The organism is Bradyrhizobium sp. HKCCYLRH1030 (assembly GCF_051168395.1).
In the GTDB taxonomy this organism is placed as follows: Bacteria; Pseudomonadota; Alphaproteobacteria; order Rhizobiales; family Xanthobacteraceae; genus Bradyrhizobium.
Map to the genome: position 1 here is coordinate 153590 of NZ_JBNPUY010000009.1, position 23676 is coordinate 177265.

Genomic DNA, 23676 nt, shown 5'->3' on the forward strand with positions numbered 1-23676 from the left:
CGGGGTCTTCGCTCGTCAAGACGCGTCGGCGCGCCTCAATGCGCGAGGATCGCCAGCAGCAGCAGGGCCACGATGTTGGTGATCTTGATCATCGGGTTCACCGCGGGGCCCGCGGTGTCCTTGTAGGGATCGCCGACGGTGTCACCGGTGACCGCAGCCTTATGAGCATCGGAGCCCTTGCCGCCGAAATGGCCGTCCTCGATGTACTTCTTGGCGTTGTCCCAGGCGCCGCCGCCGGAGGTCATCGAGATCGCGACGAACAGGCCGGTGACGATGACGCCGAGCAGCATGGCGCCGACGGCCGAGAACGCTGCCGACTTGCCGGCCGCGCCACCGCCTGCGATCGCGTAGATCAGGAAGTAGACGACGATCGGCGACAGCACCGGCAGCAGCGAGGGAATGATCATCTCCTTGATCGCCGCCTTGGTCAGCAGGTCGACGGCCTTGCCGTAATCCGGCTTGTCGGCGCCCTGCATGATGCCGGGCTTCTCGCGGAACTGGCGGCGCACCTCCTCGACGATCGCGCCGGCGGCACGGCCGACCGCGGTCATGCCCATCGCGCCGAACAGATACGGCAGCAGGCCGCCGAACAGCAGACCGACCACGACATACGGGTTGTTCAGCGAGAAGTCCGGCTTGATCCCCGCGAAATAGGGATGGTGCGCCGAATCCGCGATGAAGAACTGCAGGTCCTGGTTATAGGCCGCGAACAGCACCAGGGCGCCGAGACCGGCGGAGCCGATCGCGTAGCCCTTCGTGACCGCCTTGGTGGTGTTGCCGACTGCGTCGAGCGCGTCGGTCGACTTGCGGACCTCCTTGGGCAGGCCGGCCATTTCGGCAATGCCGCCGGCGTTGTCCGTCACCGGGCCGAAGGCGTCGAGCGCGACGATCATGCCGGCCAGCGCCAGCATCGTCGTGGTCGCGATCGCGATGCCGAACAGGCCGGCGAGGCTGTAGGTGACCAGGATGCCGGCGATGATGACGATCGCGGGCAGCGCAGTCGACTCCATTGAGATGGCGAGGCCCTGGATCACATTGGTGCCGTGACCGGTGACCGAGGCGGCCGCGATCGACTTCACCGGGCGGAAGTCGGTGCCGGTGTAGTATTCGGTGATCCAGATGATCAGGCCGGTGACGACGAGACCGACGACGCCGCACATGAACAGCGCCGTGCCCGTGTAGTCGACGCCGTCGAGCTTGCCGAAGCCGATCAGCCACCCGATCGCCAGCGCGACGCCGCCGAGCGAGAGAACGCCGGTGGCGATCAGGCCCTTGTACAGTGCGCCCATGATCGACTGGCTGGCGCCGAGCTTGACGAAGAAGGTGCCGGCGATCGAGGTGATGATGCAGATGCCGCCGATGGCGAGCGGCAGGGTCATCATGTTGGTCAGCAGCGACGACTTGGCGAAGAAGATGGCCGCCAGCACCATGGTGGCGACAGCGGTCACCGCGTAGGTTTCGAACAGGTCGGCGGCCATGCCGGCGCAGTCACCGACGTTGTCGCCGACGTTGTCGGCGATGGTCGCGGGGTTGCGCGGATCGTCCTCGGGAATGCCGGCTTCGACCTTGCCGACGAGGTCGCCGCCGACGTCGGCGCCCTTGGTGAAGATGCCGCCGCCGAGACGGGCGAAGATCGAGATCAGCGAGGCGCCGAAGCCGAGCGCGACCAGCGCATCGATCACGGTGCGGCTGTCGGGCGCGAGCTTCATGAAGCCGGTGAGGATGCCGAAGTAGATGGTGACGCCGAGCAGCGCGAGACCGGCCACGAGCAGACCGGTGATGGCGCCGGCCTTGAAGGCGAGCTCCAGGCCGCCGGCGAGCGAGGTGATGGCCGCCTGTGCGGTGCGGACGTTGGCGCGCACCGACACGTTCATGCCGATGAAGCCGGCCGCGCCGGAGAGGATCGCGCCGATCGCAAAGCCGATCGCGACGAGCATGCCGAGGAAATACGCAAGGAGCACGAAGATCACGACGCCGACGATTCCGATCGTCGTATATTGGCGGCGAAGATAGGCCTGCGCGCCCTCACGCACCGCCGCCGCGATTTCCTGCATGCGCGCATTGCCGGCGTCCGCGCTGAGCACCGATTGTGTGGCCCAGATCGCATAGACGATCGACAGCGCTCCGCAGAGCACGATCACCCATAAAGCTGACATTTAGTTTCCTCGGCTCTTTGCTTTTTCTAACTACGTCACGCCGCGATGGTGCGACGCACGCCCCCTGTCAGGCCGCTCCGGGCGGAGCCGCCTCGAACATATGAAGCTTGCCAAAATCGCCATGATGACGCAACGCCGCGACGCCTGAACCGCTCCAAATTCAGACGCTTCTTTGGTCGCATTGTGCGGTGCAAATAGGTGTCAGAAGTGGCTGAAGGACAACCGCGTCAGTGTGACGGGACGGCCCTGCCCGTCCAGGAAGCGCGGGGCTTGCGCCCCTTCGACGATGGCGCCGATGTCGGTGACGGCAACGCCCGCCGTCTCGGCTACAGCACGGAACGCTGCGCATTGCGCTGCGGGAACAGTGCAGAGGATCTCGTAATCGTCGCCGCCGGAGATCATGCCTTCAAGCTGCGCGGCCCCGACAGCAAGCAGCTTCGCCGCTGCCGGCGATCGAGGAATGTCGGACAGCGCGATGTCGGCGCTCACGGAAGAGGCGGCGCAGAGCTTGGTCAGGTCGCCTGCGAGGCCATCAGAGACATCCATCGAGGCGGTCGCGCAGTCTCTCACGGCCGCGGCCAGTGCATTGCGCGGCTGCGGCGTGCGATAACGGCCGATCAGCATATCCCGCGCGGCGGCATCGTCGGCCAGCGCCGTGGCGTCGGCCGTGCCCGTAAGGATGCGCAGGCCGAGCAAGGCGTCGCCGATGGTCCCGGTCACCATCACCCGGTCGCCGGGACGCGCGCCGAAGCGATGCACCATCCGGCCCCTGGGCACCCTCCCCCAAGCCGCGATCGAGATCATCACGGGACCGGGCGTCGACACGGTGTCGCCGCCGAGCAGCGGACAGCCGAACGCCGCCGCGTCCTCGCCGAGGCCACGCGCGAACTCCGACAGCCACGCGTCGTCCTTCTCGCGCAGCGCCAGCGTCAGGACGAAGCCGGCGGGCACCGCACCCTTGGCGGCGAGATCGGACAGGTTCACCCGCAGCGCCTTGCGCGCGATGGTGTCGGGGGGATCGTTGGCGAGATAATGGACGCCTTCGACGATGGCGTCGGTCTTGACGACGATGTCGTCACCATTGGCCGGAATGATCGCGGCATCGTCGACGAGGCCGAAGGCGCCGGGGTCGGTCGCCAGCGGCTTGAAGTAGCGGGCGATCAGGGAATCTTCGCCGGAGGCGTCGCGGGTCACGCGCTCGTCCCCCACACTTTGCACACTCTGCTGTCATCGCCCGGCTCGACCGGGCGATCCAGTACGCCGCGGCCCTTCCCTATCCCTTGAACGTCTGTGGAATACGGGATCACCCCCCGTCGCGGGAGATGACAGTCGAGGAAAGAGACTGGCATCGCGCCGGTTCGCAGCGATCGTGCTCCGGCGCCGCCCATCGCTACTTCGGCCCCATCTCGTCGGCGCGGTATTGCCGGGCGAGTTGCTCCAGCACCGCGTTGACCATGCCGGTCTCGTCGCGCTCGACGAAGGCATGGGCGATGTCGACATATTCGGACACGACGACCCGCGCCGGAATGTCCTTGCGTCGCTCCAGTTCATAGGCGCCGGCGCGCAGCACCGCGCGCAGGATCGCCTCGATCCGCTGCAGCGGCCAGCCGCGCTCCAGCGCCGTATCGAGCACCGGATCGATCTTGGTCTGGTCGCGCACCACGCCGGAGACGATGTCGCGGAAGAACGCAGCCTCGGCCGGCAGATACTGCTCGCCCTCGACCTCGTTGCCGAGCCAGTGGCTCTCGAACTCGGCCAGGACGTCGTTGATGCCGGCGCCCGCGATGTCCATCTGGTAGAGCGCCTGCACGGCGGCGAGACGGGCGGCGCCACGGCGATTGGCCTTGCGGTCGCCGGCACGGACCGGGCCCTTGATTGGCTTGTTGCTGCTCTCGGCCATGTCAGCCTCGCGCCAGACGGCGTTTGATGCGCAGCACGGCGAGCGCGGCGCGGGCGGCATCGCCGCCCTTGTTCATCTCGGAGACGCGGGCGCGCGCCCACGCCTGGTCCTCATTGTTGACGGTGAGGATGCCGTTGCCGAGCGGCAGGCCGCGCGCCACCGACAGATCCATCAGGGCTCGCGAGGATTCCTGCGACACGATCTCGAAATGGATGGTGTCGCCACGGATGACGCAGCCGAGCGCGATCGCGAGGTCATAGGGCTTGCCGGCCTTCGCGGCAGCATCGAGCGCAATGGCAATAGTCGCCGGAATCTCCAACGAGCCGGCGACGGTGAGAACATCATAGCCCACGCCCGCCGCCTTCAGCTCGGCGGTGGCGCCCTCCAGCAGGGCGTCCTGAAGGTCGTCGTAGAAGCGGGCCTCGACGATCAGCGCGCGGGCGCCGGTGATGTCGGTCTGGTCTTTGAGCGGCGCGCGCCGTGCGTCTGCCATGGTTCTGTTTCCATTGTCTTCAGGTGCCTCGCCCCAATGGAGCGGCCATCCGGCCGCGTCGCGAAGGGCGAGATGAAATCGGCCTCATGCTGCGAGACGACACATCGGCGCCTCCTCGCCATGAGGGCTGGCCTTGTAGGCGCGAGCGCCCGCAAAGCCAAGACGGAAAGCCCCCTTCGAGGCTACTTCATTTCCGTGAGGCGCGCGGCATAGCGCGCCATCAGGTCGACCTCGAGATTGACCTCGCTGCCGGCCTGCCAGGACGACAGCGTGGTGACCGACAGCGTATGCGGAATGATCAGCACCGAGAAGACCAGTTCGTCGACGGTGTTGACCGTGAGCGAGACGCCGTCGAGGGTTACTGAGCCCTTGGTGGCGATGAAGCGCGCCAGATCCCGCGTCGTCCTGAAAACGAACCGCGCCATGTCCGGCAGGTTCTCTCGGCTGACGATGGTCGCAATGCCATCGACATGGCCGGAGACGATGTGGCCGCCGAGCTCGTCGCCGATCTTCAGCGCCCGCTCGAGGTTCAGCTTCGTGCCGACGCGCCAGTGCTTGGCGGTGGTCAGCGCCAGCGTCTCCGCGGCGGCATCGACCTCGAACCAGGTCTTTCCATCGGTGACGCCGGACTGCACGACCGTGAGGCAGACGCCGTTATTGGCGATCGACGCGCCATCGGCGATGCCGGCCTGATCATAGTGGCAGGCAATGCGCAGCCGATGCAGCTTTCCTTCGGTCCGCGGCGTCAGGCTGACGATCTCGCCGATGTCGGTGACGATGCCTGTGAACATTAGGCGCGCTCGTAAATCGTAAGGGTATCGGGATCGAGCGTCTCGCTAGCACGAACGCGATAGGCCGGCGACTGCGTGATTGCGGTCAGCGGCAATGCGTCCAGCGCAGCAATCCCGTCAGCTCCGATCTCGCCGGGGCCGCGCAGGAGCCAGATCTCATCGACCAGGCCGCTTGCCATGAAAGATGATGCGACGCGGCTGCCGCCTTCGATCATCAGACGCGTGACGCCGCGTTCCGCCAGCGCCTTGAGCACGGCCGGCGGCTCCAGCGCCGACGGGTCGGCCTGCGGCGGGACACGGATCACCTGCGCACCGGCGGCGCCCAGCCGGGTCGCCGTGGCCGGCTCGGCCACCTCGGACGCGACGAGCCAGAGCGGCGTCGTGCGCGCGGATTGCATCAATCGGCTCGCAGCCGGAAGGCGGAGCATCGGATCGAGCACGATCCGGACCGGCGAGCGCGCCTCCATGCCCGGCAGCCGGCAGGTCAGCAGCGGATCGTCGGCGATCGCGGTGCGCACCCCGATCAGGAGGGCGTCGCTCTGGGCCCGCAGCAGATGCACGCGGGTCCGCGCTGCCTCGCCGGTAATGGCCACCGGCTTGTTGCCGGCGGCTGCGATCTTGTCATCGGCGGAGACCGCGAGCTTCAGGATCACGTGCGGCCGTCCGTCGCGGATGCGGCGGAAATGGCCGGCATGATCACGCTTGGCGTCCGCCGAGCAGAGGCCGACCTCGACCTGAATGCCCGCGGCGCGCAGCTTCGCATGCCCCTGCCCTGCGACCTCGGGATTGGGGTCCTCAATCGCCGAGACGACGCGGCTGATGCCGGCGGCGATGACCGCATCCACGCAAGGCGGCGACTTGCCGAAATGCGAGCACGGCTCCAGCGTCACGTAGAGGGTGGCGCCCTTGGCGGCCTCGCCGGCGCGCTTCAAGGCCTCGGGCTCGCCATGAGGGCGTCCACCGGGCTGGGTCCAGCCGCGGCCGACGATCACGCCGTCCTTGACCACGACGGCGCCGACGGCGGGATTGGGCCAAGTCCGCCCCAACCCACGACGGCCGAGCGACAGCGCGAGCTGCATGAAGCGGCGGTCGGCGTCCTTCTGCGCCTTCAGCTTCTCGCCGACCTGATCGACCAGAACCCGGAAGATCATTTGCGGACCGGCGCGAGGCGCGGTGCTTCGTCCTCGGCCGAGAGCTCGCCGAGCACGGCCTCGAAATCCTTGGCCTCGCGGAAATTGCGATAGACCGAGGCGAAGCGGACATAGGCGACGTCGTCGAGATCGCGCAGATGCTCCATCACGATCTCGCCGATCGCCTCCGAGGACACCTCGGATTCGCCGCCACTCTCGAGCTCGCGCACGATCGCCGAGACCATCTTCTCGACCCGCTCCGGATCGACCGAGCGCTTGCGCAGCGAGATCTGCACCGAGCGCATCAGCTTGTCGCGGTCGAACGGCACGCGACGGCCGTTGCGCTTGATGACGGTCAGTTCGCGCAGCTGCACCCGCTCGAAGGTCGTGAAGCGGAAATTGCAGGTGACGCAGACCCGCCGCCGCCGGATCACCGAGGAATCCTCGGTGGGGCGGGAGTCCTTCACCTGCGTATCGAGGCTGTTGCAGCTCGGGCAGCGCATTGTGGCTTCAAGCCTTACTGGTAGATCGGAAACCGGTCGGTCAGCGCCTTCACCTTCTCCTTCACCGCGGCTTCCACCAGCGGCGCGCTGCCCTCGGAGGACTGCGCGATCGCGTTCAACACCTCGGCGATCAGGCTGCCGACCTGCTGGAATTCGGCGACACCAAAGCCGCGGGTCGTTGCCGCCGGCGTGCCGAGCCGCAGGCCCGAGGTGACGAACGGCTTCTCGGGGTCGAACGGGATGCCGTTCTTGTTGCAGGTGATGCCGGCGCGGACCAGCGCCTTCTCCGAGATGTTGCCCTTCAGCCCCTTGGGCCGGAGGTCGACCAGCATCAAATGGTTGTCGGTGCCGCCGGAGACGATGTCGAAGCCGTGGGCGCGCAGCGATTCCGCCAGCGCCTTCGCGTTCTCGACGATGTTCTTCGCGTAAGTCTTGAACTCCGGCCGCAGCGCCTCGGCGAACGCCACCGCCTTGGCCGCGATCACGTGCATCAGCGGGCCGCCCTGCAGGCCCGGGAAGATCGCCGAGTTGAACTTCTTGGTGAACTGCTCGTCGTTCCACAGGATCAGGCCGCCGCGCGGGCCGCGCAGCGACTTGTGGGTCGTCGTCGTGGTGACGTGGGCATACGGCACCGGCGAGGCATGGACGCCGCCGGCGACGAGGCCGGCGAAGTGGGCCATGTCGACCAGCAGGTACGCACCGACGCTATCGGCGATCTCGCGGAAACGCTTGAAGTCCCACGGGCGCGAATAGGCGCTGCCACCGGCGATGATCAGCTTCGGCTTCACTTCCTCAGCCTGCTTCGCCACCGCATCCATGTCGATCAGGTGGTCGTCGCGGCGCACGGTGTAATGCGCGGCCCTGAACCACTTGCCGGACATGTTGACCGGCGAGCCGTGGGTGAGATGGCCGCCGGCGGCGAGGTCGAGGCCCATGAAGGTGTCGCCGGGCTGCAGCAGCGCCAGGAACACGGCCTGGTTCATCTGGCTGCCCGAGTTCGGCTGGACGTTGGCGAAATTGGCGCCGAACAGCTTCTTGGCGCGGTCGATCGCGAGGTTCTCGGCGACGTCGACCCATTCGCAGCCGCCGTAATAGCGCGCTCCCGGATACCCTTCCGCGTACTTGTTGGTCATCACCGAGCCTTGGGCCTCCAGGACCGCGCGGCTGACAATGTTCTCCGAGGCGATCAGCTCGATTTCGTGCCGTTGCCGACCGAGCTCACCCTTGATGGCGGCCGCGATCTCGGGATCGGCCTCGGCCAGGGTGGCGGAAAAGAAGGAATCGACTGACGAGGCGGGCTTGGCGCTGGAAGCGGTCATCGGCGGAATATCTCCACGTCCGCAAGGCCTTAGGCGGCCGGCGGTCGGTTCAGTGAAGGCGGTCGGAAAAGACCCCTGCCCTTACCATACGGGCGGCGGCAGGCCAAGGGACAGACCAAGCGGTTGCGGGTCAAACCGGATATTTGCGCCAGATATGGTGGACGGCCGCTGGAGCAAGCCCCCTGCTCAGGCCCCGCCGCAGGAGTGCCAGCTTTCCGACATCTGCCACGTTCCCTTGGTCCGGAGATTTGTGGCCTTGTAGATTCGCCCCCGATCATCGCCGGGCGGACATTTCTTCGGCTTCCAGACGGTGCAGAGCCGCACGGCATCGCCCAACTTGGAATGGGCGACGGCGGCATTCCACTCCGCGTCGATCTGCTCGGCGCCGTTCTGGTACAGCAAGTGGACGCCCTGATCCATCATGGGCTCACCATGCTCGTCGAGCTTCTCGCCGAGTTTGAACGGGGTCGGCGACAGCGGCTCATCGAACCGACCAGCAATTTTCGTAATCGTCGTCTCTACGCAGGCGCCTATTCTTGCCAGCGCTTCTCGACTGTTCGGTCCCTTCTGGGGCCAGACCGTCTCAGCCATGCTCCTCGTAGGCAGACTCAGCTCTCCGCACGCGAAGGCCAAGATTCCCGCCGTGGCAATAACTCGGGACACCAAACGCATCGATCCCCCAAAAACAAACAACCTGCATGAAACCGGACGGTCTCATACAGGTTGTCGGTATCATGAGGCAAGCGTCGCGCGAGCAATCTCGCGCCGAAGACATCAGAGGCCGGTGTAGCCCGCCTTCACCGGATCGACGCGACCGTCGAGCTGGCGAAGATAGGTCAGGCCGCACACGGTGAGACGATGCGGGTCGCGCTCGCCGGCTTCGAACAGCGTCTGGATGTAGGCGCTCACCTTGCGGCGCGCCTCGTCGCTCGCCGCAGCGGTGCGGTTCGCCAGCAGGTCGTAGGTGTGCATGATGCGATCGATGGCGGCTTCCATATCATCCCCTCTTGAACGTCAGGCCGTCAGGCAGACTTGAACATCGAAATCGCCTTGTTGGCGAGCTTGAGCTTGTTGAATTCTCCGCGGTGAATCAGTTGAACGATGATGTCGACAAGTCTTTCGTTCGGCGTGAACTCCTCCGGCATCTCGCCAGAGAGACGCAGATAGTTGGAGGCGATGGCATAAGCATCGCCGACCATCGCCACGTTCATGACTTGCATTCCGGCATCGTGCAGCATGGTCCGACCTCCGGTCCAAGGACATAAGCCCAGGAGCCTTGATTGGTTCCAATTCGGACCGGGGATTTTGCCAAACGAACACGAAAAAGCGCCGGCCGAAGGGGCCGGCGCAAGAACGACTTCCAGACGATCAACGACTGTCCGGTCTTGGCTCTCGAGGTCGGAGCCGGCTCAACCGAGACGATGAGGCCTGCTCAGAGGCGATAGAGGATCTGATCGGTCCAGAACCGCTCGAGACGATGCAGCGACTTGTTCAGCGTCGAGAACTCCTCGCTGGAAATGCCGCCGACCTGCTCCACGGTCTTGACGTGCTTCTGATACAGCGAGTCGACGATGCGGCGGATCTCCTGGCCCTGCGGGGTCAGGCGGATGCGGACCGAGCGGCGATCGACGCGCGAGCGCTGGTGATCGAGGAAGCCGAGCTCGACCAGCTTCTTCAGGTTGTAGGAGACGTTGGAGCCGAGATAGTAGCCGCGCGTGCGCAGCTCGCCCGCGGTCAGCTCCTTGTCGCCGATGTTATAGAGCAGCAGCGCCTGGACCGAATTGATGTCGGAACGACCACGGCGGTCGAACTCGTCCTTGATGACGTCGAGCAGGCGGCGATGCAGCCGCTCCACCAGCGTCAGAGCTTCCAGATAGAGCGACTGGACGGTGCCGCCCTGGCCCGGCGCAGCAGTCTCCACGGCCGTCGCAACGGCTTTCATCATGACACTTCCCCTGTCGTCGTTTTTGTCGACTTATTCGACGAAACTTTTGTCCCGTCTGATAGAACGAACTTAAGGGGCGTGCTTTGAAGATCGCCTTAAATAAGAGCATAAAGAGAGAATGAATCGCGGAGAGTGAATCCTCTTTTAATTCAGTAATTACAGAGGCTTTTGCAATAGTCCGTTGACGGTCGAGGCGCGATGTTCGCGCTCTGTTTCACCCACCTGTCGCATTACAAAACACGCTTGGGTAGCGCCGCTAAGGTCTCTGTAACAGCTGTGGCAGGCGCTCTTAAGGTGTTCGAAACATTACTTGCATGGCGCTGAAAAGATTTACAGCGTGCAACGAATTTTTCGCACGACCTATGGTGGCCGCTCCCGGGCCGCCATCCAGGCCAGCACGAGGTAGGCGGCGAGCATGATTGCCTCGCCCGCGACCACCAGCAGATTGCCGCCGTAGATGCCCGGGAACATCAGCTCGATCACCGCCATCGACACCACCGTGGTGAGCCACACCACTGCGCCCCACGGCGTGGCGAGCCACAGGCCCACGGCGGCGACGAGCTCGATGACCGCGAAATAGACCGTCGCAGCCTGCCAGGCCATCGCCTGGTTTTCGAACGCGTCGTCCTCGCCGCCGATGAAGCCGGTCACCTGGGCCCAGTGGTACAGGCCCTTGGCGATCGAGAGCATGGCCATGACCCGCAAAAACAGTACGAGCCGCCGCGTCCAGACATTGTCGTCGCTCTCGCGCCGATCCGAGGACATGGCGGCAATCGACATGGCGGCGTTGTCACGTGCCAGATCTCGCGCCGAGGGAATCTCAGCCATGGCGGCTCGAGCAGAACAGGATGGTCGTCATTGGGGCCTCTCAAGACCAGGAGCGTGGCGATTCTTGGCCGGCCGGCACCGTGAAAGCAACCGGGCCGGAAATCAACCCGGGCCGCTTGCGTCAGGTCAAGTGACGGGCGACGGCCGAAGTGCTACAGATTGTTGGAATTACAACAAATCAAATCCGGCTCGCCGGCCAGCTCAAGGAGCCAGCACCCCATGGCGATCAAATTCGGCCGCCCGATCGACCTGCGCGACACCGCGCGCAACCCGGCCACTGCACCGACACCGGCGCTCGAGCTGACCATCCGCCCCCGCCGCAACCGCAAGGCCGAATGGGCGCGCCGGCTGGTGCGCGAGAACGTGCTCACCACCGACGATCTGATCTGGCCCCTGTTTGTGGTGCAGGGCGACCGGACCCGCAGCACCGTCGCCTCGATGCCGGGCGTGGAGCGGCTGAGCGTCGACGAGATCGTCCGCGATGCCGAACGCGCGGTTAGGCTCGACATCCCCTGCATCGCACTGTTCCCCTATACCGAGCCGTCGCTGCGCGACGAGCACGGCTCCGAGGCCTGCAACCCGGACAACCTGGTCTGCCAGGCGGTGCGCGCGATCAAGAAGGAGTTCCCTGAGATCGGCGTGCTCTGCGACGTCGCGCTGGACCCTTTCACCAGTCACGGTCATGACGGCCTGATCCGGGACGGCCGCATCCTCAACGACGAGACCGTCGCCGTGCTGGTGCGCCAGGCCCTGGTCCAGGCCGAGGCCGGCTGCGACATCATTGCGCCGTCGGACATGATGGACGGCCGGGTCGGCGCGATCCGCCAGGCTTTGGATCAAGCCGGTTTCCTCGACGTGCAGATCATGGCCTATGCAGCCAAATATGCATCCGCCTTCTACGGCCCGTTCCGCGACGCGATCGGCTCGGCCAAGACGCTCACCGGCGACAAGCGCACCTACCAGATGGACAGCGCCAATAGCGACGAGGCCCTGCGCGAGGTCGAGCTCGACATCGCCGAGGGCGCCGACATGGTGATGGTCAAGCCGGGCATGCCCTATCTCGACGTCGTCAGGCGCGTGAAGGACACGTTCAGCATGCCGACCTTCGCCTATCAGGTGTCGGGCGAATACGCGATGATCGCGGCGGCCGCCAACAATGGCTGGATCGACGGCGATCGGGCGATGATGGAGAGCCTGCTGGCCTTCAAGCGCGCCGGCGCCGACGGTGTGCTCACCTATTTCGCCCCGCAAGCCGCCGAACGGCTGCGGCAGCAGCGTTGAGGAGGCGCTGGGATCTTTCGGGACCCGCCGGTCTTTGAGCACGCCGATCCTTTCGCGTGCGCGAACCGCCGGGTCGCGGAGAGGGCTCAGAAGTCGCGAAATGGCCGGAAATTTGCCGCGCCTCCTGCAAGAACGGCCCTTGCAAGCGCAAGTCGGGTTCCCATGTGCTGGGTGCCAATCCGGAGGGCTTATTCATGGCGTATATGGGTTCAGGCGATAGCAATGACGGTCCCGGTGCTCGGCCGCACGCCTACGATCCCTATCAGCAGCCGGAATTGTTTCGCGGCGTGCTGACGCGGCGGATGATCGCATTCCTGATCGATCTCCTGGTGCTCTCGGTCCCGGTGATCTTGGCGGTGATCTTCATTGCCGTGTTCGGCGTGATCACGCTGGGTCTCGGCTGGGCGTTGTTCTGGCTGGTGTCGCCGGCTTCAGTGATCTGGGCCATCGTCTACTACGGCGCAACGATCGGCGGGCCGAACTCGGCGACGATCGGCATGCGGGTGATGGATCTGGAGGTGCGGACCTGGTACGGCGCGCCGGGCTACTTTGTGCTCGGTGCCGTGCATGCCGTCTGCTTCTGGATCTCGGTCTCGGTGTTGTCGCCGCTCGTGCTGCTGGTCGGACTGTTCAACAGCCGCCGCCGGCTGCTGCACGATTTCGTGCTCGGCACCGTCGTGATCAACACGTCTGTGCGCTCGCAACTGACTGAACCGGCTCGTACCTGATGAGACGTCCGGTGGCACAGCAAAAGCGATTGACCGGCCGCCTCCGGAGCGCAATTCTGTTGATGATCGCCTCGGAGGCTCACGACGTTCCTTGACCCAGCATTCGCGTGACACCCCGCAATTCTACCTGACCGCGCCCTCGCCCTGCCCGTATCTGCCGGGCCGGCAGGAACGCAAGGTGTTCACGCATCTGGTCGGCGACAAGGCGACCGATCTCAACGACCTTCTCACCCATGGCGGCTTCCGTCGCAGCCAGTCGATCGCCTACCGGCCGGCCTGCGACCAGTGCCGCGCTTGCGTGTCCGTCCGCGTGATCGCCAACGAATTCCGCCCCTCGCGCAACTTCCGGAAGGTGCTCGCGCGCAACTCCGATCTGGTCGGCGAGCAGCGCAGCGCCGTGCCGACCTCCGAGCAATATTCGATCTTCCGCGGCTATCTCGATCAGCGCCATCGCCATGGCGGCATGGCCGACATGACGGTGCTCGACTACGCCATGATGGTCGAGGACAGCCATGTCGAGACGAGAATCATCGAGTACCGCCGCCGCAATCTGAGCAACGGTCCGAACGCCAGGGGCGGTGAGTTGGTCGCGGTCGCGCTGACCGACGTGCTCAGCGATGGCCTGTCGATGGTGTACTCGTTCTTCGACCCGTCGGAGACCACGCGCTCGCTCGGCACCTTCATGATCCTCGACCACATCGCCCGGGCGCGGCGCCAGGGCCTGCCCTACGTCTATCTCGGCTATTGGATCGAGGGTTCGAAGAAGATGGACTACAAGAGCCGCTATCTGCCGCAACAACGGCTCGCGGCTGCCGGCTGGCTGCGCGTGGATGCCGAAGGCGACATCGCGCCCGAGCCGCAGGACTAGAGGGAGGCAATAGCGAGGGGGAGTAGAGGTCTTTCGACATCCCCTGGTTCGCTGCTCCCTGCGCGCCATCCCTATCCCGTGGCCAGATCCCACACCAGCTTGGCATTGAGCGCGATGATCACCACCGCGATCAAGGTCGCAATCGCCGTCAGCCAGCGCGGCGCCACGAACTGCCCCATCTTGGCCCGGCTCGCGGTGAGCAGCACCAGCGGCACGATGGCGAACGGCAGTTGCAGGCTGAGCACGACCTGACTGAGGATCAGGAGCTGCCCGGTCGCCTTCTCGCCGGCCCAGATCGTCACCACCACGGCCGGCACGATTGCGATCATGCGGGTGATCAGCCGGCGCAGCCAGGGCGCGATCCGCCAGTGAAGAAAGCCCTCCATCACGATCTGGCCGGACAGTGTCGCGGTGATCGTCGAATTCAGGCCGCAGCACAACAGCGCGATCGCAAACAGCGTCGGCGCCAGCGTCGACCCGAGCAGCGGCGCCAGGAAGGAATACGCCTGGTCAAGCTCGGCGACGTCGCGTTGTCCGGTGCGGTGGAACGTCGCCGCCGCCAGGATCAGGATCGAGGCGTTGATGGTCAGCGCCAGGCACAGCGCGATGGTGGAATCGATCGTGGAGAGCGTGATCGCCTCGCGCTTGTCCTCTGGGCTGTCGCCGTAGCCGCGAGTCTGGACCAGGCCCGAGTGGAGATACAAATTGTGCGGCATCACGGTGGCGCCGAGAATGCCGAGCGCCAGATAGAGCATCTCCGGATTGGCGATCAGCTGTCCGCTGGGAACGAAGCCCTTCACCACCTCGGCCCAGTCCGGCTGCGCCATCGCGATCTGGATCGCGAAGCACAGCGCGATGATGCCGAGCAGCGCGACCACGAACGCCTCGATCCAGCGGAAGCCGAACGCCTGCAGCGCCAGGATCAGGAAGACATCGAGTGCGGTGACGCAGACGCCGATCGACAGCGGCAGCCCGAACAGCAGGCTGAGACCGATCGCAGTACCGATCACTTCCGCGAGGTCGGTGGCCGTGATCGCGATCTCCGCCGACAGCCAAAGCGGCACCGAGACCCAGCGCGGGGTAGAGTCGCGACAGGCCTGGGCGAGGTCGCGGCCGGTGGCGACGCCGAGCCGTGTGCACAGCGACTGCAGCACGATCGCCATCAGGTTGGACAGCAGCGCGACCGAGAGCAGGACGTAGCCGAACTTGGCACCGCCGGCCAGCGACGTTGCCCAATTGCCGGGGTCCATATAGCCGACGGCGACGAGGTAACCGGGTCCGAGAAAGGCCAGCAGCTTGCGCCAGAGCGACCCTTTTGTCGCGGTTCGTACCGTCGCGAACATGTCGCCGAGAGACGGATCGCCGCGCTCACCGCGCCAGCCTCCGTTCAGGCGGTCGCTCGGCGGAACCATGGCGTGCAGCTGCGAAAGGTCTGACGATTTTGCGTCCATGGCGCTATCCTGGACGAAACCGACGTTTAATGCAACTTACTTGCAAGTGCGACTTGCCCATGTGGCGGTGCCACATAGAGATGCTGGAAATCCTCCGATACCGCTTCATCATTGCGAAAGCTCGTCCCTGCCGATTCGCGGCCCGCCTCCTCGAGGCGGCCCCATCGGCGACGGGCGCCACTTCCCACTGACGGGATCCACCATGCTCTCTACCCAACTCGGGCTCCGACCGGTCACGAACGCGCCCGTGCCTTGCAAGATCTGTGACGGTCCTGCCTCGCTCTACGGCGTGGTCGACATGAACCGCCCCTGCCAGACGGCCCATGCCCATCGCCCGCCGCTGGCCGGCGTACCAATCTACTACCGGCGCTGCGCGGATTGCGGCTTCCTGTTCACGGACGCCTTCGACGACTGGAGCATTGAGCAGTTCAAGACCCACATTTACAACGACGGCTACGAAGCCGTGGATCCGGACTATCGGATCAAGCGGCCGACCGACAATGCGGCGGCCGTGGCCCGCTTCTGGGCGCCACACAAGGCCGGAATGCGGGTGCTCGACTTCGGCGGCGGCAACGACTTGTTCTGCACCGGCCTGCGCGCTCAAGGCTTCGCGGAAGCGGTCACCTATGATCCGATGGTGGCCGAGCACGCAACCCAACCCGATCGCAAGTTCGATCTCGTCACCTGCTTCGAGACGCTGGAGCACGTGCCCGATCCGCTGGCGACGATCGGAGCCATGGCAGCCTGCGTGGCCGAACCGGGCGCGGTATTCTACTCGACGTTGACCCAGCCGGACGACTTCGAAAGCCAGGGCATGTCCTGGTGGTACATCGCGCCGCGCAACGGCCACATCTCGATCTACACCCAGCATGCGCTGGCGCTGGCCTGGCACCGGTTCGGCTTCAAGACGGCGCCGCTGAATGCCGGCACGCATCTGGCGTTCCGCACGCTGCCGCCGGAATGGGGATTGGCCGAGGCACCGACCGCGGCGTAGGCCGTCCGCAGCACGACGGCCGATGCCGGAGATCAGGAAGCGGGTGGGCGCAGGGAGGCTGAGCGGCGATGATGGCCACATCATCACATCAGGTTCCTCTTCATGACTCCCTCGCCCGCCCTGCCCGCCGCCTTCCACCGCCTCGCCTGGTCGAACCTCACCGCGCAATCGGCCGAGCAGATCGCGCTCGCCGCAGCGCCGATCGTCGCGGTGCTCGCGCTCGGTGTCGGCGAGGGCGAGACTGGACTCTTGCAGACGGCGCTGACCGCGCCCTTCGTGCTGTTCGCGATCCCTGCGGGGCTGCTCGCCGACCGGATGTCGCGACGGCTGCTGATGGCGCTGGCAGAGATGCTTCGCGCGCTGGCGCTGCTCGCGATCCTCATCGCCTTCGCGGCCGGCGCGCTCACGCTGCCGTTGCTGGCGGCGCTTGGATTCGCAGCGGTGTGCGGCACGGTGGTGTTCAGCGTCGCCGCGCCGGCCCTGGTGCCGAGCCTGGTCGCCCCCGCCCAGTTGGCGCCTGCGAATGCGCGCATCGAGCTTGCCCGTACCGTCGCCTTCGCCGCGGGGCCCGCGCTCGGCGGCGTGCTGGTCGGCTGGATCGGCGGCGCGCCCGCCTTCGGCTGCGCCGCTGCGCTCTCGCTGGTCGCAGCCGTCTGCCTGGCCGGCATCGCCGAGCCCGCCCGCGCGCCCGTGCCGCGCCGCCATCCGCTGGCCGACATCAGGGAAGGCGCCGCCTTCGTGCTGCATCATCCGCTGCTGCGGCCGGTGTTCGCAACCCAGTTCATCTTCAACACGGCCCATTTCCTGCTGCTCGCGGTGTTCGTGCCCTATGCAGTCCACCGGCTCGGCCTGTCGGCAGGAGGCGTCGGCTCGGTGCTGTCGATGTTCGGCGTCGGCATGGTGTGCGGCGCGCTGCTGGCGACGCGCATCATGCGGCTTCTGCCGTTCGGCACCGTCATCGGGCTCGGCCCCGTCACCGGCTTCGCCGCGGCGCTCGTGATGGCACTGACCACGTTCGTTCCCTCGCCTGTCCTTGCCGGGCTCAGCTTCTTCCTGCTCGGCGCCGGGCCGATCCTCTGGGTGATCTCGACCACGACGCTGCGGCAGTCGGTGACCCCGGCCGGCCTACTCGGGCGGGTGTCGGCCATCAACATCCTGAGCTACGGCGCCCGTCCGCTGGGCTCGCTGCTCGGCGCGGTCGTCGGCGGCCGCTACGGCGCCGACACGTGTCTCTACCTCGTCGCCGCCATCTTCGGCCTGCAGGCGCTCGTCATCCTCGCCTCGCCGGTCGTGGCGATCGCGCGGCAACCGGAGCCGCAGCCCGCCTAGCGATAGACCAGGATCGGCACGGTCGAATGCGTCAGCACCTTCAAGGTCTCGCTGCCCAGGATCGCCGAGACGCCGCGCAGCCCATGCGAGGCCATCAGCACCAGATCGCAATGCTGCTTGCGGGCGGTCTCGACGATCGCCTCATAGGGCTTGTCGTGCTCGACGCAGAGCGTGGCGCAGGCGACGCCGGCCTGCTCGGCATCGTCCTTCACATGATCGAGATATTTCGCGGTCTGATCGGCCACCAGCGACTTGTATTGCGCGAGCGCCTTGGTCGCAGCGTGAGGATCGACGACCAGCGAATGCAGCGGCGTCGACACCACCAGCGCCGTGACCTTTGCGCCGGTCGCCTTGGCGAGCGCAATGCCGTGCTTGATCGCGGCCTTGGACAGATCGGAGCCATCGGTCGGCAGCAGAATATGTTTGTACATGAGCTTTCATCTCCCGGCAGAGGGATGCTGGGCAGACTCGCTTCGGCTGGGCATTGACGTGGGTCAAGGGTGCGACATCTCGTCCGCCAGGTAGTTCTCGTAGGCCCGCGTGGCCAAGGCGCTGCCGGCAATTTCCGGATCGAGCGTGAAGAGATCCTGCGCGCGGCCGATGCCGCGCAGCGCGTAGCGGCCGGTCGACACCAGGTAGCGGCGACCTTCGTCGTCGAGCCCCTCGCAGAATTCGGCGGACGCCAACAGTTCGCGATCGACCGAGCGGCACATCGAGGCGATGCGGCTGACCTCGTTGACGGCCGGTCCCACGACGGTGAAGTCGAGCCGGTCCTCGCTGCCGATATTGCCGTAGAACACCTCGCCGACATGCAGGCCGACATAGGCCGAGGTGACGGGCCGTCCCTCGCCGGCGCGCCGTGCGTTCAGCTTCAGGATGTTCAGCCGAAAGCGATGCTCGGCACGCAGCGCAGCCCGGCGAGCCGAGGCCATGTCGCCTCCGGTGAAGATCGCCAGCACGCCGTCGCCGATCAGCTTCAGCACGTCGCCGCCGGACTCGTAGATCGCGTCGATCGAGGCTTCCGCATAGTCGTTGAGCAGCGGGATGATCTCGTCCGGCGATATGCTCTCACTGATTGCGGTCGAACTGCGCAGGTCGGAGAACCACAGCACCGCATTGATGCGCTCGGTGACACCGCGGGAAATCCGGCCGCGCAGCACCTGCTCCGACGCATCGCGGCCGAGATAGACGCGGCCAAGGGTTCGCACGATGTCGACCTGCTGCGCGGATTTGATCGTCAGCGCGAGCAGCGGGACCAGGTCGCGCAATGCGCCGACCTGCGTGTCGGTGAAGCCGCCGTCACGCCGCGTCAGCCAGTTCGAATAGAAGCAGTCCATCTGGCCGAGCGTGCCGGCTTCCCCGAACCGGTGCACGAAGGCGAGATAGTGCCGATGTCCCTGTGCGGAAAGCTCCTCGATGATCGGAAAATCGAGATGCGCACAATTCATGAAGTCAATGCTGAACTCGTCATGGCCGTTCTCCAGCATGTGGTGGAAGACCGAGCGCCGCCAATTCTGGGCCGCCTCTCCCTCATTGCTGGAGCCATATTCAAAGCTGTCGGCTTCGTTCGTGTCGAAATCGTTCCAGCGGAAGCCACGCCCCTCGAAAATCGGATGCAGCGTATCGATGATCGCAAGGCTGCGCGACAGTTCAAGCCCGGCCGCGCGACAGCGCTCGCAGAAACCGCGCAGGATCTCGTTTTCCGGCGCGCCGGTCAGGCTCTGACCTACGAGCCAGTTCGCCACTTCGAGACGGGTCGCCGTATCCATGGTTTCAACTCACCAACGCGTCACGATCCGGAAGGCTTCAGGCAGGCCGGCTCACCACCTCGCCGTCCTCCTTGGTGAAGGAGGAGACGGGATGATCGAGCAGGTCGAGCACGAGTTCGGACGGGCGGCAGAGCCGCGCACCCCTGCTGGTCACCACGATCGGCCGGTTGATCAGGATGGGATGCGCGAGCATCGCCTCGATCAGCTGGTCGTCGGTCCATTTGGGATCGCCCAGCCCAAGCTCGGCATAGGGCGTGCCCTTCTCACGCAGCACGTCGCGCACCCTGACGCCCATCGCGTTGATCAGCGCAATCAGCTGTTCGCGGCTCGGCGGCGTCTTCAGATATTCGATCACCTCAGGCTCCTCGCCCGAGGCGCGGATCATCGCGAGCGTGTTGCGCGACGTGCCGCAGGCCGGATTGTGAAAGATCGTCACGGGCATGGGCTGTCCAGTCGTTGCGTTCCGAAGGCACATTCCCGTGCCGTGCGTCTCACCCCAGACATCGTGTCCCTGATGGTGCGGCCGCGATGCGGGAGATGGTCACTGTTATCACGGCGCCGCCGCCGGCCGGAATGGGAACTCCGCCGGTCGAGGGAAATCGCCGGCGCGATGTGCAGACTGGCAGGAAGGAGCTGACCCATCGCGGCTTACACCACGTCGGCAGGAGCGAGCTTGCAGGCGCAGCCATCGGCCTCGATCTGCAGGGTCGGATGCTGGATGTTGAAGCGATGTGACAGCTCGGCGCAGACGCGATGCAGGAACGCATCATCCGTTCCGCCTGCCCGGACCAGATGCGCCGTCAGCGCGGTCTCGTTGGTGCTCATCGCCCAGACATGGAGGTCGTGCACCTCGCTGACGCCGTCGAGGGAGGCGAGATAATCGCGCACCTCGGGAAGCGCGATGTCGCGCGGCACGGCGTCGAGCGCCAGATTGACGCTGTCGCGGGCGAGCTCCCAGCCACTCAGGAGCACGACGAGCGCGATGACAAGGCTGACCACCGGATCGACCCACAGCCACCCGGTCCAGATCGTGACCAGCGCCGCGACGACGACGCCGAACGACACGGCGGCATCGGCGGCCATGTGCAGGTAGGCGCCGCGGATGTTGAGGTCGGTGTCGCGGCCGCGCATGAACAGCAGCGCGGTGGCGCCGTTGATGGCGATGCCGAGCGCGGCGACCCACAGCACGGTGATGCCGGCCACCTCGCCCGGATTGCGCAGGCGATCGAACGCCTCGACGGCGATGCCGCCGACCACCACCAGCAGCACCCCCGCATTGATCAGCGCCGCCAGGATCGAGGCGCGGCGATAGCCGTAGGTATGGCGGTCGGTCGGCCGCCGGCCCGCCAGCCACAGGGCGCCCCAGGCCAGGAGCAGCGACATCACGTCGGACAGATTGTGGACCGCGTCCGAGATCAGGGCCAGCGAATGCGCGGCGTAGCCGAAAACGAGCTCGGCGATGACGAAGCCGGTGTTGAGCGACACGCCGATCGCAAAGGCCGCGCCGAAGCTCGCCGGAGCATGGCTGTGGCCGGCGTGGCCGTGGGAATGTGAGTGGCCGTGCGAATGATCATGGTCGCGGTGGTCGTCGTGATGCTGATGTGAGTGCGCCATGCGATCTGACCTACTACTCGCTGATGAGCGCTCTCGATGTCGTCCCGGCGAAAGCCGGGACCCATAACCACCGGCGGCAATCGGTTGGCACGCGCGTCGTTCCAGCCTGCCCATTCCCACGTCCTGTGGTTATGGGTCCCGGGTCGGCGCCATCGGACAACGCTACGCGTTGCCGATGGCTTGCCCGGGACGACAGTCTTGGTATCGTCCCGATGAGTGGCAGACCGAAGGGGCGCTCGATCTTCACTCTCCCGCGCCTCACTCGATCGGCCGGTTGAACTTGTTCGACTTCGGCAGGCCCTGCGCGATGCGGCCGGCGTCGGCGCGGTTGCCCCGGTAATCGGCCAATTCCTTCCAGCTCAGACCCTGATCGCGGCCGGCGGAATCCTTCCAGGCCAGCCCCTGCTTCTGCTCGAAGGTGGTGACGTCGGACAGCTGCGCGCTGGTGTATTTCTGCAGCCGGACGCCGCGGCCACGCGCCATCTCCGGCACCTGGTCGAGCCCGAACACCACCATCTTGTGGTTGGTGCCGATGACCGCGACCTGATCGCCCGTGACGGTGGTGATCGCGCGCGCTTCCGCAGGCGCGGTCACGTTGAGCACCTGCTTGCCCTTGCGGGTGTTGCTGACGCAATCCTCTTCCTTGACCACAAAGCCCTGGCCGTCGGAGGCCGCCACGAGGAACTTGCGCTCGCCCTTGGCGACGAACATCGACACGATCGAGGCGTCCTGGTCGAGGTCGATGAACATGCGGATCGGCTCGCCATGGCCGCGGCCACCGGGCAGCTTGCCGACGTCGAGCGAGTAGAACTTGCCATTGCTGGCGAACAACAGCACCTTCGAGGTGTTCTCGGCGAAGAACGCCTGGCCGAGCTGATCGTCGGTCTTGAACTGCAGGTTCGACAGGTCGGCGACGTGGCCCTTCAAGGTGCGCACCCAGCCCTTGTCGGAGACGACGACCGTAACCGGCTCGCGCTCGATGAAGGCCTCCTCGATGGCGGCGAGATCGTGCTCGGGCGCGTCGGCGAAATTGGTGCGGCGCTTGCCGAGCGGCGTCTTCGGCCCGAACATGTCGCGCACCGTCTTGACCTGCTCGCCGACCTTGGCCCATTGCAGCTGCTCGGATCCGAGCAGAGCATTGATGCCCTTCAGCTCGCCGCGCAGGTTCTTGTCCTCGGTGCGGATCTCCATTTCCTCGAGCTTGCGCAGAGAGCGCAAGCGCATGTTGAGGATGGCCTCGGCCTGGACCTCGGTGAGCTTGAACGTCTTCATCAGGACCGGCTTGGGCTCGTCCTCGGTGCGGATGATCCGGATCACCTCGTCGATGTTGAGGTAGGCGATCAGGTAGCCGCCGAGAATCTCCAGCCGGTTCTCGATCTGCTTCTTGCGGTAGTTCGAGCGTCGCAGCAGCACGTCGCGCAGATGGTCGAGCCATTCGCGCAGGCACTCGGCGAGACCCACCACCTTCGGGATCTTGCCCTTGATCAGCACGTTGAGGTTCAGCGGAATCTTGCTCTCGAGATCGGTGAGCCGGAACAGCGATTCCATCATCAGCGCCGGATCGACGTTCTTCGACTTCGGCTCGATCACGAGCCGCACGTCCTCGGCGGATTCGTCGCGGACGTCGCCGACCAGCGGCAGCTTCTTCTCGTTGAGCAGCTCTGCGATCTTCTCGACCAGGCGCGACTTCTGCACGAGGTAGGGAATCTCGGTGATGACGACGATCCAGGTGCCGCGGTTGCCCTCCTCCTGCTTCCACTTGGCGCGGACACGGAACGAGCCGCGGCCGGTGGTGTAGGCCTCGATGATCGATTCCTTGGAGTCGATCACGGTGCCGCCGGTCGGGAAGTCCGGGCCCTTCACCCAGCGCAACAGCGCGCGCGACTTGGCGTCGGGCTTCTCGATCAGATGCAGCGCGGCGTCGCACAGTTCGGCGGCGTTGTGCGGCGGGATCGAGGTGGCCATGCCCACCGCGATGCCCTGCGCGCCGTTGGCGAGCAGGTTCGGGAAGCCGCCGGGCAGCACCACCGGCTCCTTCGACTGACCGTCATAGTTCGGCCGGAACTCGACGCCGTCCTCGTCGATGCCGTCCAGCAGCAGCCGCGCGACGTCGGTCATGCGCGCTTCGGTGTAGCGATAGGCCGCCGGATTATCGCCGTCGATGTTGCCGAAATTGCCCTGGCCGTCGACCAGCGGATAGCGCGAGGAAAAGTCCTGCGCGAGGCGAACCATCGCGTCGTAGATCGCCTGGTCGCCATGCGGATGGAACGAGCCCATCACGTCGCCGACGATCTTGGCGGACTTCTTGAACGCGGTGCCGGGATCGAGCCGCAGCAGCCGCATGCCGTAAAGGATGCGCCGGTGGACCGGCTTGAGGCCGTCGCGCGCGTCCGGCAGCGCGCGGTGCATGATGGTCGAGAGCGCGTAGGCGAGATAGCGCTCCTCCAGCGCCTCGCGCAGCGCGACCTCGTGAATCTCCGCCGGCTCCGGCGGAATCAGTGATTTTCCCATTAGCGTTTAGCTTTCAGTGGGTTAGCCCAGGAGCTTGAGCTGGCGTGAACGATTTGGGAACAGGCT

Annotated in this window: 24 protein-coding genes; 5 read left to right on the forward strand and 19 right to left on the reverse strand. The window is 65.8% G+C overall.

The features are described 5' to 3' along the window. Positions 1–35 precede the first annotated feature (35 nt). The 13 genes from ACQR1E_RS25150 to ACQR1E_RS25210 all read right to left on the reverse strand — a co-directional run bounded on the left by ACQR1E_RS25150 (position 36) and on the right by ACQR1E_RS25210 (position 11065). Positions 36–2156 (reverse strand): sodium-translocating pyrophosphatase, encoded by a 2121-nt coding sequence (locus ACQR1E_RS25150; protein WP_434897692.1) that lies wholly within the window; start codon positions 2154–2156, stop codon positions 36–38. 201 nt (positions 2157–2357) lie between these two features. Then, positions 2358–3350 carry a thiamine-phosphate kinase gene (thiL, locus tag ACQR1E_RS25155; protein WP_434897693.1) on the reverse strand — a complete coding sequence of 331 codons (993 nt, stop codon included), beginning with the start codon at positions 3348–3350 and terminating at the stop codon, positions 2358–2360. 196 nt (positions 3351–3546) lie between these two features. Next, the gene (nusB, locus tag ACQR1E_RS25160; RefSeq protein WP_315752916.1) at positions 3547–4056 is read right to left on the reverse strand and encodes a transcription antitermination factor NusB; all 510 of its coding nucleotides are present in this window, start codon (positions 4054–4056) and stop codon (positions 3547–3549) included. Position 4057: 1 nt separating this feature from the next. Continuing rightward, positions 4058–4549 (reverse strand): 6,7-dimethyl-8-ribityllumazine synthase, encoded by a 492-nt coding sequence (gene ribH / locus ACQR1E_RS25165; RefSeq protein WP_434897694.1) that lies wholly within the window; start codon positions 4547–4549, stop codon positions 4058–4060. Between the two features lie 182 nt (positions 4550–4731). After that, positions 4732–5340, reverse strand: coding sequence for a riboflavin synthase (locus tag ACQR1E_RS25170; RefSeq protein ID WP_315752918.1), 609 nt, complete (start codon positions 5338–5340; stop codon positions 4732–4734). After that, on the reverse strand, positions 5340–6491 hold the full coding sequence (gene ribD, locus ACQR1E_RS25175) for a bifunctional diaminohydroxyphosphoribosylaminopyrimidine deaminase/5-amino-6-(5-phosphoribosylamino)uracil reductase RibD (protein ID WP_434897695.1): 1152 nt from the start codon (positions 6489–6491) through the stop codon (positions 5340–5342). The genes ACQR1E_RS25170 and ribD overlap by 1 nt, the downstream gene beginning before the upstream one ends. Then, on the reverse strand, positions 6488–6973 hold the full coding sequence (nrdR, locus tag ACQR1E_RS25180; protein ID WP_006612773.1) for a transcriptional regulator NrdR: 486 nt from the start codon (positions 6971–6973) through the stop codon (positions 6488–6490). The genes ribD and nrdR overlap by 4 nt, the downstream gene beginning before the upstream one ends. Positions 6974–6987: 14 nt before the next feature. Continuing rightward, the gene (gene glyA / locus ACQR1E_RS25185) at positions 6988–8292 is read right to left on the reverse strand and encodes a serine hydroxymethyltransferase (protein WP_434897696.1); all 1305 of its coding nucleotides are present in this window, start codon (positions 8290–8292) and stop codon (positions 6988–6990) included. A 186-nt stretch (positions 8293–8478) separates the two neighbouring features. Further along, entirely contained in the window at positions 8479–8883 is a 405-nt protein-coding gene (locus ACQR1E_RS25190) for a hypothetical protein (protein ID WP_316226270.1), read from the reverse strand. A gap of 183 nt (positions 8884–9066) precedes the next feature. After that, positions 9067–9288 (reverse strand): hypothetical protein, encoded by a 222-nt coding sequence (locus ACQR1E_RS25195; protein WP_315711437.1) that lies wholly within the window; start codon positions 9286–9288, stop codon positions 9067–9069. Between the two features lie 26 nt (positions 9289–9314). After that, positions 9315–9530, reverse strand: a complete 216-nt coding sequence (locus ACQR1E_RS25200; protein WP_315711436.1) for a hypothetical protein — start codon at positions 9528–9530, stop codon at positions 9315–9317. A gap of 194 nt (positions 9531–9724) precedes the next feature. Beyond that, entirely contained in the window at positions 9725–10237 is a 513-nt protein-coding gene (ldtR, locus tag ACQR1E_RS25205) for a transcriptional regulator LdtR (protein ID WP_008962376.1), read from the reverse strand. A gap of 360 nt (positions 10238–10597) precedes the next feature. After that, positions 10598–11065: a DUF6163 family protein gene (locus ACQR1E_RS25210; RefSeq protein ID WP_315711435.1), complete on the reverse strand. Its 468-nt coding sequence runs from the start codon at positions 11063–11065 to the stop codon at positions 10598–10600. Positions 11066–11284: 219 nt separating this feature from the next. Here ACQR1E_RS25210 and hemB point away from each other — a divergent pair, with 219 nt between their 5' ends. From hemB to ACQR1E_RS25225, 3 genes are all read left to right on the forward strand, one after another. Continuing rightward, positions 11285–12346 carry a porphobilinogen synthase gene (gene hemB, locus ACQR1E_RS25215; protein ID WP_315752921.1) on the forward strand — a complete coding sequence of 354 codons (1062 nt, stop codon included), beginning with the start codon at positions 11285–11287 and terminating at the stop codon, positions 12344–12346. Between the two features lie 194 nt (positions 12347–12540). Beyond that, positions 12541–13074: an RDD family protein gene (locus ACQR1E_RS25220; protein ID WP_434897697.1), complete on the forward strand. Its 534-nt coding sequence runs from the start codon at positions 12541–12543 to the stop codon at positions 13072–13074. 91 nt (positions 13075–13165) lie between these two features. Beyond that, the gene (locus ACQR1E_RS25225) at positions 13166–13942 is read left to right on the forward strand and encodes an arginyltransferase (protein ID WP_315711431.1); all 777 of its coding nucleotides are present in this window, start codon (positions 13166–13168) and stop codon (positions 13940–13942) included. 71 nt (positions 13943–14013) lie between these two features. On the opposite strand, the gene ACQR1E_RS25230 is transcribed toward ACQR1E_RS25225, so the two are convergent. Then, the gene (locus ACQR1E_RS25230; RefSeq protein WP_315827210.1) at positions 14014–15393 is read right to left on the reverse strand and encodes an Nramp family divalent metal transporter; all 1380 of its coding nucleotides are present in this window, start codon (positions 15391–15393) and stop codon (positions 14014–14016) included. Positions 15394–15595: 202 nt separating this feature from the next. Between ACQR1E_RS25230 and ACQR1E_RS25235 the strand changes: the two genes are divergently transcribed. Continuing rightward, entirely contained in the window at positions 15596–16387 is a 792-nt protein-coding gene (locus ACQR1E_RS25235; RefSeq protein ID WP_316172059.1) for a class I SAM-dependent methyltransferase, read from the forward strand. A gap of 102 nt (positions 16388–16489) precedes the next feature. After that, the gene (locus tag ACQR1E_RS25240; RefSeq protein WP_315711428.1) at positions 16490–17716 is read left to right on the forward strand and encodes an MFS transporter; all 1227 of its coding nucleotides are present in this window, start codon (positions 16490–16492) and stop codon (positions 17714–17716) included. Here the strand turns inward: ACQR1E_RS25240 and ACQR1E_RS25245 are convergent. The 5 genes from ACQR1E_RS25245 to parC form a co-directional block, all read right to left on the reverse strand. After that, entirely contained in the window at positions 17713–18147 is a 435-nt protein-coding gene (locus ACQR1E_RS25245) for a universal stress protein (protein ID WP_315805837.1), read from the reverse strand. The two genes, ACQR1E_RS25240 and ACQR1E_RS25245, sit on opposite strands and share 4 nt — an antisense overlap. Positions 18148–18210: 63 nt before the next feature. Further along, entirely contained in the window at positions 18211–19485 is a 1275-nt protein-coding gene (locus ACQR1E_RS25250) for an adenylate/guanylate cyclase domain-containing protein (protein ID WP_316191345.1), read from the reverse strand. A gap of 37 nt (positions 19486–19522) precedes the next feature. Continuing rightward, positions 19523–19927 carry an arsenate reductase (glutaredoxin) gene (gene arsC, locus ACQR1E_RS25255; protein ID WP_315711425.1) on the reverse strand — a complete coding sequence of 135 codons (405 nt, stop codon included), beginning with the start codon at positions 19925–19927 and terminating at the stop codon, positions 19523–19525. A 206-nt stretch (positions 19928–20133) separates the two neighbouring features. After that, a complete protein-coding gene (locus ACQR1E_RS25260) occupies positions 20134–21099 on the reverse strand; it encodes a cation diffusion facilitator family transporter (RefSeq protein ID WP_434897698.1) in 966 nt (321 codons plus the stop codon). A gap of 258 nt (positions 21100–21357) precedes the next feature. Beyond that, positions 21358–23610, reverse strand: coding sequence for a DNA topoisomerase IV subunit A (gene parC, locus ACQR1E_RS25265; RefSeq protein ID WP_316185752.1), 2253 nt, complete (start codon positions 23608–23610; stop codon positions 21358–21360). Positions 23611–23676: the final 66 nt, after the last annotated feature.

Coding starts and splice junctions, on each gene's coding strand:
- ribD (WP_434897695.1), bottom strand. CDS start 6,491: ATGATCTTCCGGGTTCTGGTCGATCAGGTCGGCGAGAAGCTGAAGGCG.
- ACQR1E_RS25200 (WP_315711436.1), bottom strand. CDS start 9,530: ATGCTGCACGATGCCGGAATGCAAGTCATGAACGTGGCGATGGTCGGC.
- ACQR1E_RS25230 (WP_315827210.1), bottom strand. CDS start 15,393: ATGGACGCAAAATCGTCAGACCTTTCGCAGCTGCACGCCATGGTTCCG.
- ACQR1E_RS25195 (WP_315711437.1), bottom strand. CDS start 9,288: ATGGAAGCCGCCATCGATCGCATCATGCACACCTACGACCTGCTGGCG.
- nusB (WP_315752916.1), bottom strand. CDS start 4,056: ATGGCCGAGAGCAGCAACAAGCCAATCAAGGGCCCGGTCCGTGCCGGC.
- ACQR1E_RS25250 (WP_316191345.1), bottom strand. CDS start 19,485: ATGGATACGGCGACCCGTCTCGAAGTGGCGAACTGGCTCGTAGGTCAG.
- ACQR1E_RS25190 (WP_316226270.1), bottom strand. CDS start 8,883: ATGGCTGAGACGGTCTGGCCCCAGAAGGGACCGAACAGTCGAGAAGCG.
- hemB (WP_315752921.1), top strand. CDS start 11,285: ATGGCGATCAAATTCGGCCGCCCGATCGACCTGCGCGACACCGCGCGC.
- ACQR1E_RS25220 (WP_434897697.1), top strand. CDS start 12,541: ATGGCGTATATGGGTTCAGGCGATAGCAATGACGGTCCCGGTGCTCGG.
- ldtR (WP_008962376.1), bottom strand. CDS start 10,237: ATGATGAAAGCCGTTGCGACGGCCGTGGAGACTGCTGCGCCGGGCCAG.
- ACQR1E_RS25235 (WP_316172059.1), top strand. CDS start 15,596: ATGCTCTCTACCCAACTCGGGCTCCGACCGGTCACGAACGCGCCCGTG.
- ribH (WP_434897694.1), bottom strand. CDS start 4,549: ATGGCAGACGCACGGCGCGCGCCGCTCAAAGACCAGACCGACATCACC.
- arsC (WP_315711425.1), bottom strand. CDS start 19,927: ATGCCCGTGACGATCTTTCACAATCCGGCCTGCGGCACGTCGCGCAAC.
- nrdR (WP_006612773.1), bottom strand. CDS start 6,973: ATGCGCTGCCCGAGCTGCAACAGCCTCGATACGCAGGTGAAGGACTCC.
- ACQR1E_RS25240 (WP_315711428.1), top strand. CDS start 16,490: ATGACTCCCTCGCCCGCCCTGCCCGCCGCCTTCCACCGCCTCGCCTGG.
- glyA (WP_434897696.1), bottom strand. CDS start 8,292: ATGACCGCTTCCAGCGCCAAGCCCGCCTCGTCAGTCGATTCCTTCTTT.
- ACQR1E_RS25170 (WP_315752918.1), bottom strand. CDS start 5,340: ATGTTCACAGGCATCGTCACCGACATCGGCGAGATCGTCAGCCTGACG.
- ACQR1E_RS25210 (WP_315711435.1), bottom strand. CDS start 11,065: ATGGCTGAGATTCCCTCGGCGCGAGATCTGGCACGTGACAACGCCGCC.
- ACQR1E_RS25260 (WP_434897698.1), bottom strand. CDS start 21,099: ATGGCGCACTCACATCAGCATCACGACGACCACCGCGACCATGATCAT.
- ACQR1E_RS25245 (WP_315805837.1), bottom strand. CDS start 18,147: ATGTACAAACATATTCTGCTGCCGACCGATGGCTCCGATCTGTCCAAG.
- parC (WP_316185752.1), bottom strand. CDS start 23,610: ATGGGAAAATCACTGATTCCGCCGGAGCCGGCGGAGATTCACGAGGTC.
- ACQR1E_RS25150 (WP_434897692.1), bottom strand. CDS start 2,156: ATGTCAGCTTTATGGGTGATCGTGCTCTGCGGAGCGCTGTCGATCGTC.